Below are 15,448 nucleotides of genomic sequence, written 5' to 3' on the forward strand. Positions count from 1 at the left end.
ACAGATGTCTGAACTCCGCCGGCCCGGCGCTCGACAGCTGTCGATAGGCGCCGGGCCGGCGCGGTCCTACCGTGGTCCCGACCGGCTGGTACCGCTTCGCCGAACCCGTTCGGCCGACCCCGGGAGGTGCTCGTGCTGGGACCCGTACTGCTCGCCGCCGCCGGCAGCGAACGCGTGCGGCGGCTGGTGTCGTCCACCCCGCTGACCCGCCCCGTCGTGGACCGCTTCATCGCGGGCGAGGAGCTGTCCGACGCCCTCGACGCCACCACCGTCCTGCTGGCCAGGGGCCTGACCGTCACCCTGGACCGGCTCGGCGAGTCCGTCACCGACCCCGCCCGGGCCAGCCGCAACCGCGACGGCTATCTGGCGCTCGTCGACGAGCTGGCCGCCGCCGGCCTCGCCGAACGGGCCGAGCTGTCGGTCAAGCTCTCCGCCTTCGGTCAGGCGCTTCCCGACGGGCACGACATCGCCCACCGCAACGTGGCCCGGGTGGTCGCAGCCGCCAGCGACGCCGGCACCGCCGTCACGCTGGACATGGAGGACCACCGCACCACGGACTCCACCCTCGCCATCCACCGCGAGCTGCGCGCCGCCCACCCGGAGACCGGCGCCGTCCTCCAGTCCTACCTCTTCCGCAGCGAGGACGACGCCCGCGCGCTCGCCGCCGCCGGCGCCCGGGTCCGGCTGGTCAAGGGCGCCTACCGGGAGCCGCCCGAGGTCGCCTTCCAGCGAAAAACCGAGGTGGACCTGGCGTATGTGCGCTGCCTGCGGACGCTGATGGCCGGCGCCGGCCACCCCATGGTGGCCACCCACGACCCCCGGCTGGTCGCCGTCGCCGAGGAGCTGGCCAAGCGGGCCGGGCGGCCGTCCGACGGCTACGAGTTCCAGATGCTGTTCGGCATCCGCGACGCCGAACAGCGCCGGCTCGCCGCCCAGGGCCACCGGGTCCGCGTCTATGTCCCCTACGGCACCGACTGGTACGGCTACTTCATGCGCCGGCTCGCCGAGCGACCGGCCAACCTCGCCTTCTTCGCCCGCTCCCTGGCCACCCGAGGCTGACCGCGCCGCCGAACCCGACCCCCCGACCGGAACCGACCACCGGACACGGACCACCGACCGGAACCGACCACCGACCACCGAACACCGAAGGAGAACGGCCATGGACGCAGTGACCCAGGTCCCCACGCCGGCCAACGAGCCGGTGCTCGGCTACGCCCCCGGCTCGCCCGAACGCGCCCGCCTGGAGCGCGCGTTGAAGGAGCTGAGCGAGAACCCGATCGACCTGCCCATGACCATCGGCGGCCGGCAGCGGATGGGTGGCGGGGAACGCTTCGACGTGGTCCAGCCGCACCGGCACGCCGCCCGGCTCGGCACCTACGGCAACGCCACCGAGCAGGACGCGAGGGACGCCGTCGACGCGGCGCTCGCCGCCGCCCCGGCGTGGCGCGCGCTCTCCTTCGACGACCGGGCGGCCGTCTTCCTGCGCGCGGCCGAGCTGCTCTCCGGCCCCTGGCGGGCCACCATCGCCGCCTCGACCATGCTCGGCCAGTCCAAGACCATCCAGCAGGCGGAGATCGACGCGCCCTGCGAGCTGATCGACTTCTGGCGGTTCAACGTCCACTTCGCGCGGCAGATCCTCGCCGAGCAGCCGCCGATCCAGCCCAAGGGCGTCTGGAACCGGATGGACTACCGGCCGCTGGAGGGCTTCGTCTACGCGGTCACCCCGTTCAACTTCACCGCCATCGCCGGCAACCTGCCGACCGCGCCCGCGCTGATGGGCAACGTGGTGGTCTGGAAGCCCTCGCCCACCCAGACCCACGCGGCCGTGCTGCTGATGCGGCTGCTGGAGGAGGCGGGGCTGCCGGCCGGGGTCATCAACCTGGTCACCGGCGACGGCCGCGCCGTCTCGGAGGTCGCCCTCCCGCACCGCGACCTGGCCGGCATCCACTTCACCGGCTCCACCGCCACCTTCCGCACGCTGTGGCGTGGCGTCGGCGAGCACCTGGACCGCTACCGCAACTACCCGCGCGTGGTGGGGGAGACCGGCGGCAAGGACTTCATCGTCGCCCACCCCAGCGCCGACCCGGCCGTGGTGCGCACGGCCATCGTGCGCGGTGCCTTCGAGTACCAGGGCCAGAAGTGCTCGGCCGCCTCCCGCGCCTATGTCCCCCGCTCGCTCTGGGAGGCCGGGCTGCGCGAGCAACTGGCCGCCGAGACCGAGGGGTTGGCCATGGGCGACCCCACCGACCTGGGGAACTTCATGGCGGCCGTGATCGACGAGCGCGCCTTCGCCAAGAGCAGGGACGCCATCGAACGGGCCAAGGCCGACCCGGCCTGCGAGATCATCGCGGGCGGCACCTACGACGACAGCGTGGGGTACTTCGTCCGGCCCACGGTGCTGACCTGTTCGGACCCGACCAACGAGGTGTTCACCACCGAGTACTTCGGGCCGATCATGGCCGTTCACGTCTATGAGGACGACGACTTCGACACCATGCTCGACCAGATGGAGTCGGTTGCCGACTACGCGCTGACCGGCGCGTTTCTCGCCCGGGACCGCGCGGCGGCGGCCGAGGCCAGCGAGCGGCTGCGCTTCGCCGCCGGCAACTTCTACCTCAACGACAAGCCGACCGGCTCCGTCGTCGGCCAGCAGCCCTTCGGCGGCGCCCGCGCCTCCGGCACCAACGACAAGGCGGGCTCCAAGTTCAACCTGCTGCGCTGGGTCTCCCCGCGCGTGATCAAGGAGACCCAGGTGCCGCCCACCGACTACCGGTATCCGCACATGGGGTGACCCCCTCCACCCTGGAGTCGGAGTCTCGGCCCCCCACCACGCACCACAGGACCCACCGGAACCATCGGCCCCACGGGCCCCGGTGGCAACGGTGGGGGGCCGTCCGCGTCTCAGATAGTAGGACGGTCAAGCATTTGGGCAGACAGCATGGCTCGGGCGGGCTATTTTGGGTGAGGTTCCGCTGTGGGCTCGGCGAACTTTGTTGATATCCCACAGTGCGCCCCGCGTTTCCTCCCGCCGGGTCGCCGTCGCCCCGGCTCGCTGTCCCCCCCCCAGTCACGCACCCTGGAGCTGACCGCCATGGACGCCACCGCAGTCACCGCTGCCCCCGCCGTCACCGCCGTCGCCCAACTCCCCGCCGAACGCGCCCCGGAGCACGCCCCGGCCGCCCGCCCCAGCGCGCTCAGCCAGGCCAGGGCCGAGGCCCGCGCGGCCAGGATCGCCGCCCGCCGGCACGCCGCGACCGCCCTCCAGTCCGCCCTCGACCGCCGGGACAACGGCGGCCTCGCCGAGTCCTGACGCCGGCCAGGTCGCGACACCTCCCAACGTCCGCATCGTGGACGGGTTTCCCTCGAAGGATGGGACGGGCTTAGGGTTCCCGGCATGGCTAGCGGTATCAATCTCGCGGTGATCCCCGGTGACGGCATCGGCCCGGAGGTGGTCGCGGAGGGGCTGAAGGTCCTCGCCGCCGTGCTGCCGTCCGAGGTGAAGCTGGAGACCGCCACCTACGACCTGGGCGCCAGCCGCTGGCACCGGACCGGTGAGACGCTCCCCGAGGCGGAGCTGGAGCGGCTGAAGGCGCACGACGCGATCCTGCTCGGCGCCATCGGGGACCCGACCGTTCCCTCCGGCGTGCTGGAGCGCGGGCTGCTGCTGAAGCTGCGCTTCGCGTTCGACCACTACGTCAACCTCCGCCCCAGCCGCCTCTTCCCCAACACCCCGACGCCGCTCGCCGGCCGCCCCGACATCGACTTCGTCGTCGTCCGCGAGGGCACCGAGGGCCCCTACGTCGGCAACGGCGGCTCGATGCGGACCGGCACGCCGGCCGAGGTGGCCACCGAGGTCAGCCTCAACACCGCCTTCGGCGTCGAGCGCGTGGTGCGGGACGCCTTCGAACGCGCCGCCGCCCGCCCGGCGAAGAAGCTCACCCTGGTCCACAAGAACAACGTCCTGGTCCACGCCGGCCACCTGTGGAAGAACACGGTGGACCGGGTCGCCCGGGAGTACCCCGACATCGTCGTCGACTACCTGCACGTGGACGCGGCCACGATCTTCTTCGTGACCCAGCCCGAGCGGTTCGACGTGATCGTCACGGACAACCTCTTCGGTGACATCCTCACCGACCTGGCCGCCGCCATCACCGGCGGCATCGGCCTCGCCGCCTCAGGGAACATCAACCCGACGGGCGCCTTCCCCTCCATGTTCGAGCCGGTCCACGGCTCGGCCCCGGACATCGCCGGCACCGGCAAGGCCGACCCCACCGCCACCGTCCTGTCGGTCGCCCTGCTCCTGCGTCACCTCGGCTACCAGGCCGAGGCCGCCCGGATCGAGGACGCCGTCACGGCCGACCTCGCCGAGCGCGACGCCGCCACGCCGCGCACCACCGAGACCATCGGCGACGCGCTGGCGGCACGAGTAGCCAACTAGCCGGCTCGGCAAGGCCCCTGGGCCGCCGGGCAGGGTGCCCGGCGGCCGGCCGACATGCGGCCGCCGCTGGGTGCCGCAGGTTCCGTACAGCCTCCCCAGGACCGCGTCCGGTTAACGGGTCGAGCGCCGTCGTGCCCCGACGGTGCCCGTTCCCTGCGGATGTGTCACCCTTGTGTGTCCCGATGCTCGGACTTCCTACTACCCGAGCCGGTTCGCGGTCCGCCTCGACACTCAGTGAAGGAACGCGCTCACCATGACGACGTCTCCCCTCCCCTTCGACCTCACCCCAACCGACCACCCGGTCTCCGACGCGGACCGCGAGGCGGCGCTGGCCAACCCCGGCTTCGGCCGGTACTTCACCGACCACATGGTCACCATCCGGTGGACCGAGGACCGGGGCTGGCACGACGCCCGACTAGAGCCCTACGGGCCGCTCTCCCTCGACCCGGCGACGATGGTCCTGCACTACTCCCAGGAGATCTTCGAGGGGCTCAAGGCCTACCGGCAGGCCGACGGCTCGGTCGCCGTCTTCCGCCCCGAGGCCAACGGCGAACGCTTCCAGCGCTCCGCCCGCCGGCTCGCGATGCCCGAGCTGCCGATCGAGACCTTCGTCGAGGCCATCGACGTCCTGGTCAGGCAGGACGAGGCATGGGTCCCGCCGAGCGGCGAACAGTCGCTCTACCTGCGGCCGTTCATGTTCGCCACCGAGATCGGCTTCGGCATCAACCGCCCGGCCAACGAGTACCTGTTCATGGTCCTCGCCTCCCCGGCCGGCGCCTACTTCCCGCGCGGCATCAAGCCCGTCTCCGTCTGGCTCTCCAAGGAGTACATCCGCGCCGCCCCCGGCGGCACCGGCGAGGCCAAGACCGGCGGCAACTACGCCGCCGCCTTCGTCGCCCAGGCCGAGGCCACCCGCCACGGCTGCGACCAGGTCGTCTGGCTGGACGCCGTGGAGCGCCGCTGGGTCGAGGAGATGGGCGGCATGAACCTCTACTTCGTCCGCGGCACCGGCCAGGACGCCGAGATCGTCACCCCCCAGCTCACCGGCACCCTGCTGCCCGGCATCACCCGCGACTCGCTGCTGCGGATCGCCAGCGACCTGGGGTACACGACCGGCGAGGTCAAGATCTCCACCGACGACTGGCGGCAGGGCAACGCCGACGGCACCATCAGCGAGGTCTTCGCCTGCGGCACCGCCGCCGTGATCACCCCCGTCGGCTCCGTCCGCTCCAGCGAGGGCGACTGGACCGTCGGCGACGGCCAGCCCGGGCCGATCACCCAGCGGCTGCGCGCCGAACTCCTCGGCCTCCAGACCGGCCAACGCCCCGACCCCTACGGCTGGATGCACCCCATCCGCTGACCTCGGCCCTCGCCGACCGGGAGACACCTTCCGCGTCCAGGACCCGCGCCCACCCCGGCGCGGGTCCGGATGGTGAGACGGGTTGGGCGGCCCGGGCCGCCCGTGGCAGACTGCCGGCGTGCTCTCGTTCGCCAGCATTATTGGTGACCAGCGCGCCGGTCGGCAGTGACCGCTGAACACCGCACAGAACACGCGGCAGCGGACCACTCGGTCCCAGACCCGCGCGCAGACCTCTCGCACCCGCGAGGGGTCTTTTCGTTTTCCGGCCCACCCCACGCCGGAACGACGAGCGCCGGGCGAGGGCGACCACGCCGCCCAAACGGAACACACGCAGCAGCGCGGAAAGCGCGGACCACAGGAGCCTCAAGGCCATGACGACGGATGCCACCTCGCCCCAGCCACCGAACGACGACTTCCACGTGTTTGACACCACGCTGCGTGACGGCGCGCAGCGTGAGGGCATCCACCTCACCGTCGCCGACAAGCTGACCATCGCCCGCCACCTCGACGACTTCGGCGTCGGCTTCATCGAGGGCGGCTGGCCCGGTGCCAACCCCAAGGACACCGAGTTCTTCCAACGCGCCGCCCGGGAGATCGAGTTCCGCCACGCCCAGCTGGTCGCCTTCGGCTCGACCCGCAGGGCCGGCGTCGACGTCGCCGAGGACCCGCAGGTCGCCGCGCTGCTGGACTCCGGCGCCCCGGTGGTGACCCTGGTCGCCAAGTCCCACGACCGGCATGTCGACCTGGCGCTGCGCACCACCCTCGACGAGAACCTCGCCATGGTCGCCGACACCGTGCGCCACCTGCGCGAGCAGGGCCGCCGGGTCTTCGTCGACTGCGAGCACTTCTTCGACGGCTACGCCGACAACCCCGACTACGCCCTGGCCGTGGTCCGCGCCGCCCGCGACGCCGGCGCCGACGTCGTGGTGCTCTGCGACACCAACGGCGGCTCCCTGCCGGCGCGCGTGGCCGACACCGTGCGCGCCGTGCGCGAGGCCACCGGCGCGCGGCTCGGCATCCACGCCCAGGACGACAGCGGCTGCGCCGTCGCCAACACCCTGGCCGCCGTGGACGCCGGCGCCACCCACGTCCAGGGCACCGCCAACGGCTACGGCGAACGGGTCGGCAACGCCAACCTCTTCCCCGTCGTCGCCGCCCTGGAGCTGAAGTACGACCGCCGGGTGCTGCCCCCCGGCGCGCTCACCGAGATGACCCGGATCTCGCACGCCATCGCCGAGGTCGTCAACCTGCCGCCGGCCACCCACCAGCCCTACGTCGGGGTCTCCGCGTTCGCCCACAAGGGCGGGCTGCACGCCTCGGCCATCAAGGTCGACCCCGACCTCTACCAGCACATCGACCCCGAACTGGTCGGCAACTCCATGCGGATGCTGGTCTCCGACATGGCCGGCCGCGCCTCCGTCGAACTCAAGGGCCGCGAGCTGGGCTTCGACCTGGAGGGCGACCGCGAGCTGGTCGGCCGGGTGGTCGCCCGGATCAAGGAGCAGGAGCGCAACGGCTTCACCTACGAGGCCGCCGACGCCTCGTTCGAGCTGCTGCTGCGCGACGAGGCCGCCGGCCGCCGCGACCGCTTCTTCGAGCTGGAGTCCTGGCGCACGATCACCGACCACCGCACCGACGGCGGGATGGTCAACGAGGCCACCGTCCGGCTGTGGGTCAAGGGCGAGCGGGTGCTGGCCACCGGCGAGGGCAACGGCCCGGTCCACGCGCTGGACCAGGCGCTGCGCACGGCCCTCGAACGCACCTTCCCGCAGCTGGCCCGCATCCAGCTGATCGACTACAAGGTCCGCATCCTGGAGGGCAGGTCGGGCACCCAGTCCACCACCCGGGTTCTGATCACCAGCGGCGACGGACAGGCCGAGTGGTCTACGGTAGGGGTCGCGGACAACGTGATCGCCGCCTCCTGGCAGGCCCTGGACGACGCCTACACCTACGGGCTGCTGCGCGCCGGGCTGCGCCCCGAGGGCTGAGCCACGCGTTTCGGTGGCGGCGGGCCCTGTGGGGTTCCTCTAACGCGCCTCGGGCGGCTTCTGTCCACTCCGGGCACCATGTGCGTGGTGACCTTCCGGTTCTGTGCGGCGCGGCCATGAATTCCGGGAGGAGACTGTGTGGACCCAACGAGAGCCCTCGGCACCGGAGTTTCGTAGGGTCTATACATGACCGATCACGCCGATACCGCAGCCCCCGAGGCGCCAGCCGCCACCGACACCCGGGGCCGGGTGGCCGAGCTGCTGGCGATCCGCGCCGAGGCGCTGCGCGGCCCGTCCGAGAAGGCGACCGAGGCGCAGCACGCCAAGGGCAAGCTCACCGCCCGCGAGCGCATCGGTCTGCTGCTGGACGAGGACTCCTTCCACGAGGTGGGCCAGCTCCGCCGGCACCGGGCCACCGGCTTCGGCCTGGAGGCCAAGCGCCCCTACACCGACGGCGTGGTCACCGGCTGGGGCACCGTGCACGGCCGCACGGTCTTCGTCTACGCCCACGACTTCCGCATCTTCGGCGGCGCCCTGGGGGAGGCGCACGCCGCCAAGATCCACAAGCTGATGGACATGGCGCTGGCCGCCGGCGCCCCCCTGGTCTCGCTCAACGACGGCGCCGGCGCCCGCATCCAGGAGGGCGTCTCGGCGCTCGCCGGCTACGGCGGGATCTTCCAGCGCAACACCCGCGCCTCCGGCGTCATCCCGCAGATCAGCGTGATGCTCGGCCCGTGCGCCGGCGGCGCCGCCTACTCGCCGGCGCTGACCGACTTCGTGTTCATGGTGCGGGAGACCGCGCAGATGTTCATCACCGGGCCCGACGTGGTGCAGGCGGTCACCGGCGAGGAGGTCACCCAGAACGGCCTGGGCGGCGCCGACGTGCACGCCGGCACCTCCGGCGTGGCGCACTTCGCCTACGACGACGAGGAGACCTGCCTGGAGGAGGTCCGCTTCCTCCTCTCCCTGCTCCCCGCGAACAACCGCGAGAACCCGCCGTCCGCCCCGACCAAGGACCCGGCCGACCGCCGTTGCGACTCCCTGGTCGACCTGGTGCCGCTGGACGGCAACCGCCCCTACGACATGCGGGCGGTGATCGAGGAGCTGGTCGACGACGGCGAGTTCCTGGAGGTCCACGAGCGCTGGGCCACCAACGTCATCTGCGCGCTGGCCCGGTTCGACGGCCAGGTGGTGGGCATCGTCGCCAACCAACCCCAGTCGCTGGCCGGGGTGTTGGACATCCACGCCTCGGAGAAGGCGGCCCGCTTCGTGCAGATGTGTGACGCCTTCAACATCCCCATCGTCACCCTGCTCGACGTCCCCGGCTTCCTGCCCGGCGTGGACCAGGAGCACGGCGGGATCATCCGGCACGGCGCCAAGCTGCTGTACGCGTACTGCAACGCGACGGTGCCGCGCATCTCGCTGGTGCTGCGGAAGGCGTACGGCGGCGCGTACATCGTGATGGACTCCCAGTCCATCGGCGCCGACCTGACGCTGGCCTGGCCGAGCAACGAGATCGCGGTGATGGGCGCCGAGGGCGCGGCCAACGTCATCTTCCGCCGGCAGATCGCCGCCGCCGAGGACCCGGAGGCGATGCGCGACCGGATGGTCAAGGAATACAAGGCGGAGTTGATGCATCCCTACTACGCTGCCGAGCGTGGCCTGGTGGACGATGTGATCGACCCGGCCGAGACCCGCACCGTGCTGATCCACGCGCTGGAGATGCTGCGCAGCAAGCACGCCGACCTGCCGGCCCGCAAGCACGGCAACCCGCCCCAGTGATCCGGCCGTTCCGCGTGCCGAGTGAGGAAGCCACCGATGACCTCTGAGACGAGCGACCCGCGCCTGGTGCGGGTGGAGAAGGGCGCGGCCAGCGACGAGGAGCTGGCCGCCGTCACCGCGCTGCTGCTGGCCAGGGCCGCCCAGCGCGAGACCCCGGCCGAGGCCGGCCGCCCGGGCCAGTCGACCGCCGGCTGGCGCCGCCTGGAGCGGGCCAGCGCCTACCGCGCCCCGCACAGCTGGCAGGGCTGACCAACCCAGCGCACGCACGGGCGCGCACGCCCCGCCGCGCCCCGAGGCGCCGGGCCGCCTGCCCGGGCGCCCGACCGCGCCCCGAGGCGCCCGGCCCCGTTCATGACGAAACCCCCGGCCCCGGTGAGGGGTTCGGGGGTTGTCGTCTGTGGGGGCCGGACGGCCCCTCTTCGCCGTCGTGGGCGCTCAGTCGGCGATGGCCGCGAACTCCCTGGCCACCGAGGGCTCCTGGTCGTTCTCCAGCACCGTCCGACGGGGGTTGGCGGTGCTGGCCGGCAGCTCGGGGGCGCCGGCCGGGGCCAGTTCGGCGGGGGCGAGTGCGCTGGCGTCGGTGAGGTGTGCCAGGGTGGTACGCCGAGGATTGGCGATGGAGTGGGTGATCAGCGTGGTCTTCACGGTGTGTCAGCCTTGTCAGTCCGGGAAGCTTTGTAAAGCCGAGGCTAAGCGCCGGATACCCGGCGGGGACGGGGTGATAGACACCCGTGAGGTGTGAGTTTCCTCACGAGACATGGGGTAAATGGGGTGATTCAGTGCATTCACCATCGCCGCCAATCCGGACATGCCGGGCGGGGCGGCGCGCGGCCCTCGACAGGTTCCGGGCCGCGTGAGAATCCGATGGTGATGTCGTGGCCGAAAGTCCGGATTTCTCCCGCAGGCTCTGCACGCCAGGTGATGGTTCGTCTTCACAGCGTCATAGATGTCACAGGAGTATCCCGGGCCCTTGTTGGAGATCGGCCACTGTGCTGGAATTCCACGAACCGCGCGGGTCAGCGGGTTTTGTGAGGGCGCACACCGGCGTCACTCACCAACCGATCCGATCACCTTCACCCGCCGGTGCCCAAACGACCGTTACGGGGCCTCGACTGCCCCGGGCTCGATACCGTCCGCCGCACCCGCGGCGAGACGCCTGGTCCAGAGGTTGCGACGCTAGTGCAGGGACGTTTCAAGAGGGAAGGCAGTGCCGCGGGGGACGCGGGGCAGAGCGACGCGACGGATCGCGGCTCTTCCGCCGGGCCTGCCCCCGGTGCCGAGCCGGCACGGCCGGCCGCCGGCGGCAAGGATCAGCCTTCCGGGAAGCGGTCGGTCGGCCAGGGCAAGGACACGCCCTCGGGCGCCTCGCCGGTGCGCCCGATCAGCGCCGGCTCCCGGCTGGCCCTGCGCAACTGGCGCATCAGCACGCGCCTGGTCTCGCTGATCGCGCTGCCCGTGGCCGCCGCCACCGTGATGGGCGCCCTCCGTATCGAGCAGTCGCTGGGCAACGTCGATCAGCTGGAGGACATGCAGCTGCTGACCGACATCACCCAGCAGGCGACCCTGCTGGCCGCCGCGCTCCAGGAGGAGCGCGACCGCTCGGCCGGCCCGCTGGTCAGCGGCGACAACCCGGACAGCGACGAGGTCATCAGCTCAAGGGAGCGCACGGACGAGGCGATCCTCGCCTTCTCCGACGCCCGCCTCCAGATCAACAGCTACGACGACTCGATGCGCGGCGTCGAGGCCACCATCCACGACATCGCCCGGCGGCTCAACGAGCTGAGCCAGGTGCGGAACGCGGCCTACGACGACCCGGACTACGCCTCCCAGACGGTCACCCAGTACAGCGAGGTCATCGAGGCGCTGCTGAGCCTGTCGCAGGACATGGCGCAGGCGACCAACAACAGCGACATGATCAGCAGCACCCGCGCGCTGGCCGCGTTCTCCTCCGCCAAGGAGCACGCCTCCATCCAGCGCGCCGTGATCACCGCGGGCCTGGCCCGCGCCGAGCTGCCCGGCGGTCAGGCGGAACTCTCCGAGGCGGACTGGCGGTTCGGCCGCACCCACCTGATCAGCGAAGAGGTCGCCATCGACAACTTCGCTCAGATCTACGGCGACAACGAGCAGGTCCGCACGCTGCTCTCGCCGCTTGAGGGCGGCATCGCCAACATCGCGGCCGCCAACGACTTCGCCCAGCGGGTCTTCTCGGCCGAGGAGGGCATCCGAACCGAGGAGCGCACCTACCGCAACTGGTACGACCAGGACCGCACCAAGATCGAAGCGATGGGCAACATCGAGCGGACCCTGCTCTTCGAGATGCAGGAACAGGCCCGCCAGCTGCGCGACGAGGCGCAGCGCGAGGCCCTGCTCAACGGCGCGATCGTGCTGCTGGTCCTCGGGATCTCGCTGGTCGGCGCGTTCGTGGTGGCCCGTTCCATGGTGCGCTCGCTGCGCCGCCTCCAGGACACCGCGACCGAGGTGGCCCGCACCCGGCTGCCCGAGGTCGTCAAGCAGATGTCCGAGGCCGAGCCGGGCGACGTCGACACCTCCGTCGAGTCGGTCGGCGTGCACACCAGGGACGAGATCGGCCGGGTGGCCCAGGCGTTCGACGACGTGCACCGGGAGGCCGTCCGCCTCGCCGGCGAGCAGGCCCTGCTGCGGGGCAACGTCAACGCGATGTTTACCAACCTCTCCCGCCGCAGCCAGGGCCTGATCCAGCGGCAGCTGTCGCTGATCTCCGAACTGGAGTCCCGCGAGGCCGACCCCGACCAGCTCTCCTCGCTCTTCAAGCTGGACCACCTCGCGACCCGAATGCGGCGCAACGGTGAGAACCTGCTGGTCCTCGCCGGCGAGGAGCCGGGCCGCCGGTGGACCCGCCCGGTGCCGCTGGTCGACGTGCTCCGCGCCGCCGCGTCCGAGGTGGAGCAGTACGAGCGCATCGAGTTGAGCGCCGTGCCCAAGACCGACGTCGCCGGCCGGGTCGTCAACGACCTCGTGCACCTGCTCGCCGAGCTGCTGGAGAACGCCACCTCGTTCTCCTCGCCGCAGACCAAGGTGAAGGTCACGGGTCACGCCCTGCCGGACGGCCGGGTGCTCGTCGAGATCCACGACACCGGCATCGGCCTGTCGCCCGAGGACCTGGCCGAGATCAACGACCGGCTGGCCAACCCGCCCACGGTGGACGTCTCCGTCTCCCGCCGGATGGGCCTGTTCGTGGTCGGCCGGCTGTCCCTGCGGCACGGCATCCGCATCCAGCTGCGGCCCTCCGACTCCGGCGGCACCACCGCCCTGGTCATGCTGCCGGCCGACGTGGCCCAGGGCGCGGGCCGCCCCCGGCCCGGCGGCCGGGCGGCCGGCACCGCATCGGCCACCCTGCAACGGGACACCCCGCCCGGGCGCCGTCCCTCGCTGGGCAAGCCCGAGGGCGGCCAGCAGGAGCCGGGCCTCGGCGGCCCGCCCCCGGCGCGCGGCGTTCCGGGTCGCCCCGAACGCCCGGCGCTGCCCTCGCGTTCGCACGCCGACGCCCGCCCGGGCCCGGGCGGGCCCGCGAGCCCCGGAGGCCCCGGGAACTTCGGCACCATGGACGCCCCCCGGCCGCAGGGCGCACCGCAGGAGCCGCAGCGCGCCGAGGCGGGCCCCGAGCGGCAGGGGCACGTTCCCCGGCAACAGCCGGCGCACGCCCAGCACTCCGCGCCCCCGGCGCAGCAGCCGGCGCCGCCCCAGCCTGGCCCGGCCGCCGGCCGCCCCAGCTGGGCCACCGGGGACGACACCGCGCGAATACCCGCCGTGGGCAACGACGTTGACGCCCCGCGCGGCCACGACGCCTCCTCCACCGGCGAGTACCCGCTCGCCGAGCCGCCCCGGCAGCACGCCGACGTCGAGCGCCCGCAGGCGCCGACCCCGCAGGCCCACGCCCGGCGCGCCGAGGCGCCCGCGCCCCGCCCCGACGGGCGCGGCCAGGCCGGCTTCCCCGGCGCCCCCGACGACGGTTCCGTCTTCGGCTCCCCGCCGCCCCGGCACGGTCAGCCGGGGCCGCAGGACACCGGCGAGTTCCCCACCGGCGGCTACCCGGCGGCGCACGCCCCGCGCCCCCCGGAGTACCCCACGGGCGAGTACCCGGCCCGGCAGGACCAGCGGCCGGGGCTGCCGGCCGACGACCAGCGCACCTCGTCGTGGCAGCGCCCGAGGGACGAACTGACCGCGCCGCTGCCCGCGCAGGAGCCGCTGCGACCCGCCGAACGGACCCCGATCTTCGAGGAGATGGAGTCCACCTGGTTCGGCACCCGGCGGGCCTATCCGCCGCCGGAGGCCGGCCCTCGGCCGGACGAGACCCAGACCCCCACCGCGCCCGCCGCTCCCCAGCGGGCGCACGACACGGCGCCCCCCACCGCCCGGCCCGACGGCCCGGCGAGTGCCGTTCCGCCCTCCGCCCAGCAGCCGGCGTCGAATGCCGGTCCCGGCGCCTGGCGCGCCTCGCCCAACGACGAACGGTGGCGCCAGGCCGAGCAGTTGCGTCAGCCGAGCGCGGGTGGCGTCACCACCTCGGGGCTGCCCAAGCGGGTGCCCCGCGCCAACCTGGTGGCGGGGGCCGCGCAGACGCAGGCGCAGCCCGCCGCCCAGGCGGGCCCGCAGGTCTCCCGCCGCCCGGACGACGTCCGGGGTCGGCTGACCAACCTCCGTCGGGGCATCCAACAGGGGCGCCAGGCCGGCTCTTCGGCCGGCCGCACAGACCGGGGCGTCGGCCCCACCTATCAGTAGGAGCGTTAGTGTGAGCCCGATGAGCCAGGCGGCGCAGAACCTCAACTGGTTGATCACCAGCTTTGTGGAGAACACCCCGGGGGTGTCGCACACGGTGGTGGTGTCCGCTGATGGTCTTCTTCTGGCGATGTCCGAGGGGTTTCCGCGGGATCGTGCGGATCAGTTGGCGGCGGTGGCTTCGGGGCTGACGTCGTTGACGGCTGGTGCGTCGCGGATCTTTGAGGGTGGTGCGGTGAACCAGACGGTGGTGGAGATGGAGCGGGGGTTCCTGTTCATCATGTCGATCTCGGATGGTTCGTCGTTGGCGGTGTTGGCGCATCCGGAGGCCGACATCGGTCTGGTGGGTTATGAGATGGCGTTGTTGGTGGATCGTGCCGGTACGGTCCTGACGCCCGATCTGCGTGCCGAGCTCCAGGGCAGCCTCCTCAACTGACTTATTCCTCCCCCCACATGAGCACCACCGTCCGCCTCGTCGAACCTCATGTTTCAGCTCGGAGGAGCCATGAACACCCCGCCGCCCTCGCAGGGCTCGTACGGTGCCTCGCACAACTACGGGTCCTATGACGACGAGGGCGACCAGCCGCTGGTGCGTCCGTACGCGATGACCGGCGGCCGGACGAAGCCGCGTTACCAGTTGGCGATCGAGGCGCTGGTGTCGACCACCGCCGATCCGATGCAGCTTCAGGGGCTGCTGCCGGAGCACCAGCGCATCTGCCATCTCTGCCTTGAGGTGAAGTCGGTCGCCGAGGTGTCGGCGCTGGTGGCCATTCCGCTGGGGGTGGCCCGGATTCTGGTGGCGGACCTGGCCGAGGCCGGGCTTGTCGCCATCCATCAGCCGGGCCACGAGGGAGAGCCCGGCGGTCAGCCAGACGTGACGCTGCTGGAAAGGGTGCTCAGTGGACTTCGGAAGCTCTGACGGATTCGGCCACCCGGTCCAGGGAACGCCCGCCGCCGGTCAGCCCGCCGCGCGGCCGGCGGCCCAGCAGGTGGCCACGACGTCCGCGAAGATCGTGATCGCGGGTGGGTTCGGCGTGGGTAAGACCACGTTTGTGGGGTCGGTGTCGGAGATCAATCCGCTGCGGACCGAGGCGGTGATGACGTCCGCGTCGGCGGGGATCGACG

The 15,448-nt window shown here is 72.3% G+C and carries 12 protein-coding genes and 1 pseudogene; 12 read left to right on the plus strand and 1 reads right to left on the minus strand.

The features are described 5' to 3' along the window. The first annotated feature begins 132 nt into the window (after positions 1–132). From FH609_RS15920 to FH609_RS15960, 8 genes are all read left to right on the plus strand, one after another. Entirely contained in the window at positions 133–1,059 is a 927-nt protein-coding gene (locus FH609_RS15920; protein ID WP_139668001.1) for a proline dehydrogenase family protein, read from the plus strand. Positions 1,060–1,159: 100 nt separating this feature from the next. Next, positions 1,160–2,791: an L-glutamate gamma-semialdehyde dehydrogenase gene (pruA, locus tag FH609_RS15925; RefSeq protein WP_139668003.1), complete on the plus strand. Its 1,632-nt coding sequence runs from the start codon at positions 1,160–1,162 to the stop codon at positions 2,789–2,791. 300 nt (positions 2,792–3,091) lie between these two features. Then, the gene (locus tag FH609_RS15930) at positions 3,092–3,310 is read left to right on the plus strand and encodes a hypothetical protein (protein ID WP_139668005.1); all 219 of its coding nucleotides are present in this window, start codon (positions 3,092–3,094) and stop codon (positions 3,308–3,310) included. 84 nt (positions 3,311–3,394) lie between these two features. Next, positions 3,395–4,438 carry a 3-isopropylmalate dehydrogenase gene (locus FH609_RS15935; protein ID WP_139668007.1) on the plus strand — a complete coding sequence of 348 codons (1,044 nt, stop codon included), beginning with the start codon at positions 3,395–3,397 and terminating at the stop codon, positions 4,436–4,438. Between the two features lie 253 nt (positions 4,439–4,691). Next, positions 4,692–5,798: a branched-chain amino acid aminotransferase gene (locus FH609_RS15940; protein WP_139668009.1), complete on the plus strand. Its 1,107-nt coding sequence runs from the start codon at positions 4,692–4,694 to the stop codon at positions 5,796–5,798. A 371-nt stretch (positions 5,799–6,169) separates the two neighbouring features. After that, a complete protein-coding gene (gene cimA, locus FH609_RS15950; protein ID WP_139668013.1) occupies positions 6,170–7,786 on the plus strand; it encodes a citramalate synthase in 1,617 nt (538 codons plus the stop codon). Positions 7,787–7,972: 186 nt separating this feature from the next. Further along, a complete protein-coding gene (locus FH609_RS15955; protein WP_139668015.1) occupies positions 7,973–9,568 on the plus strand; it encodes an acyl-CoA carboxylase subunit beta in 1,596 nt (531 codons plus the stop codon). Between the two features lie 36 nt (positions 9,569–9,604). After that, the gene (locus FH609_RS15960; RefSeq protein ID WP_139668017.1) at positions 9,605–9,817 is read left to right on the plus strand and encodes an acyl-CoA carboxylase epsilon subunit; all 213 of its coding nucleotides are present in this window, start codon (positions 9,605–9,607) and stop codon (positions 9,815–9,817) included. A gap of 186 nt (positions 9,818–10,003) precedes the next feature. Here FH609_RS15960 and FH609_RS15965 read toward each other — a convergent pair whose 3' ends face one another. Next, complete coding sequence (locus FH609_RS15965; RefSeq protein WP_139668018.1) at positions 10,004–10,213, minus strand: hypothetical protein; 210 nt, start codon at positions 10,211–10,213, stop codon at positions 10,004–10,006. A 534-nt stretch (positions 10,214–10,747) separates the two neighbouring features. Here FH609_RS15965 and FH609_RS15970 point away from each other — a divergent pair. From FH609_RS15970 to FH609_RS32425, 4 genes and pseudogenes are all read left to right on the plus strand, one after another. Next, positions 10,748–14,326, plus strand: coding sequence for a nitrate- and nitrite sensing domain-containing protein (locus FH609_RS15970; protein ID WP_139668020.1), 3,579 nt, complete (start codon positions 10,748–10,750; stop codon positions 14,324–14,326). Between the two features lie 19 nt (positions 14,327–14,345). After that, entirely contained in the window at positions 14,346–14,759 is a 414-nt protein-coding gene (locus FH609_RS15975; protein WP_062205798.1) for a roadblock/LC7 domain-containing protein, read from the plus strand. A gap of 69 nt (positions 14,760–14,828) precedes the next feature. Then, complete coding sequence (locus FH609_RS15980; protein ID WP_122400097.1) at positions 14,829–15,242, plus strand: DUF742 domain-containing protein; 414 nt, start codon at positions 14,829–14,831, stop codon at positions 15,240–15,242. Further along, positions 15,223–15,448 (plus strand): annotated as a pseudogene (locus FH609_RS32425) (hypothetical protein); the annotation flags it as partial. The gene FH609_RS15980 and the pseudogene FH609_RS32425, both read left to right, overlap by 20 nt.

Origin of the sequence: Streptomyces sp. 3MP-14 (assembly GCF_006334905.2) — a bacterium.
Classification (GTDB): Bacteria; Actinomycetota; Actinomycetes; order Streptomycetales; family Streptomycetaceae; genus Streptomyces; species Streptomyces triticirhizae.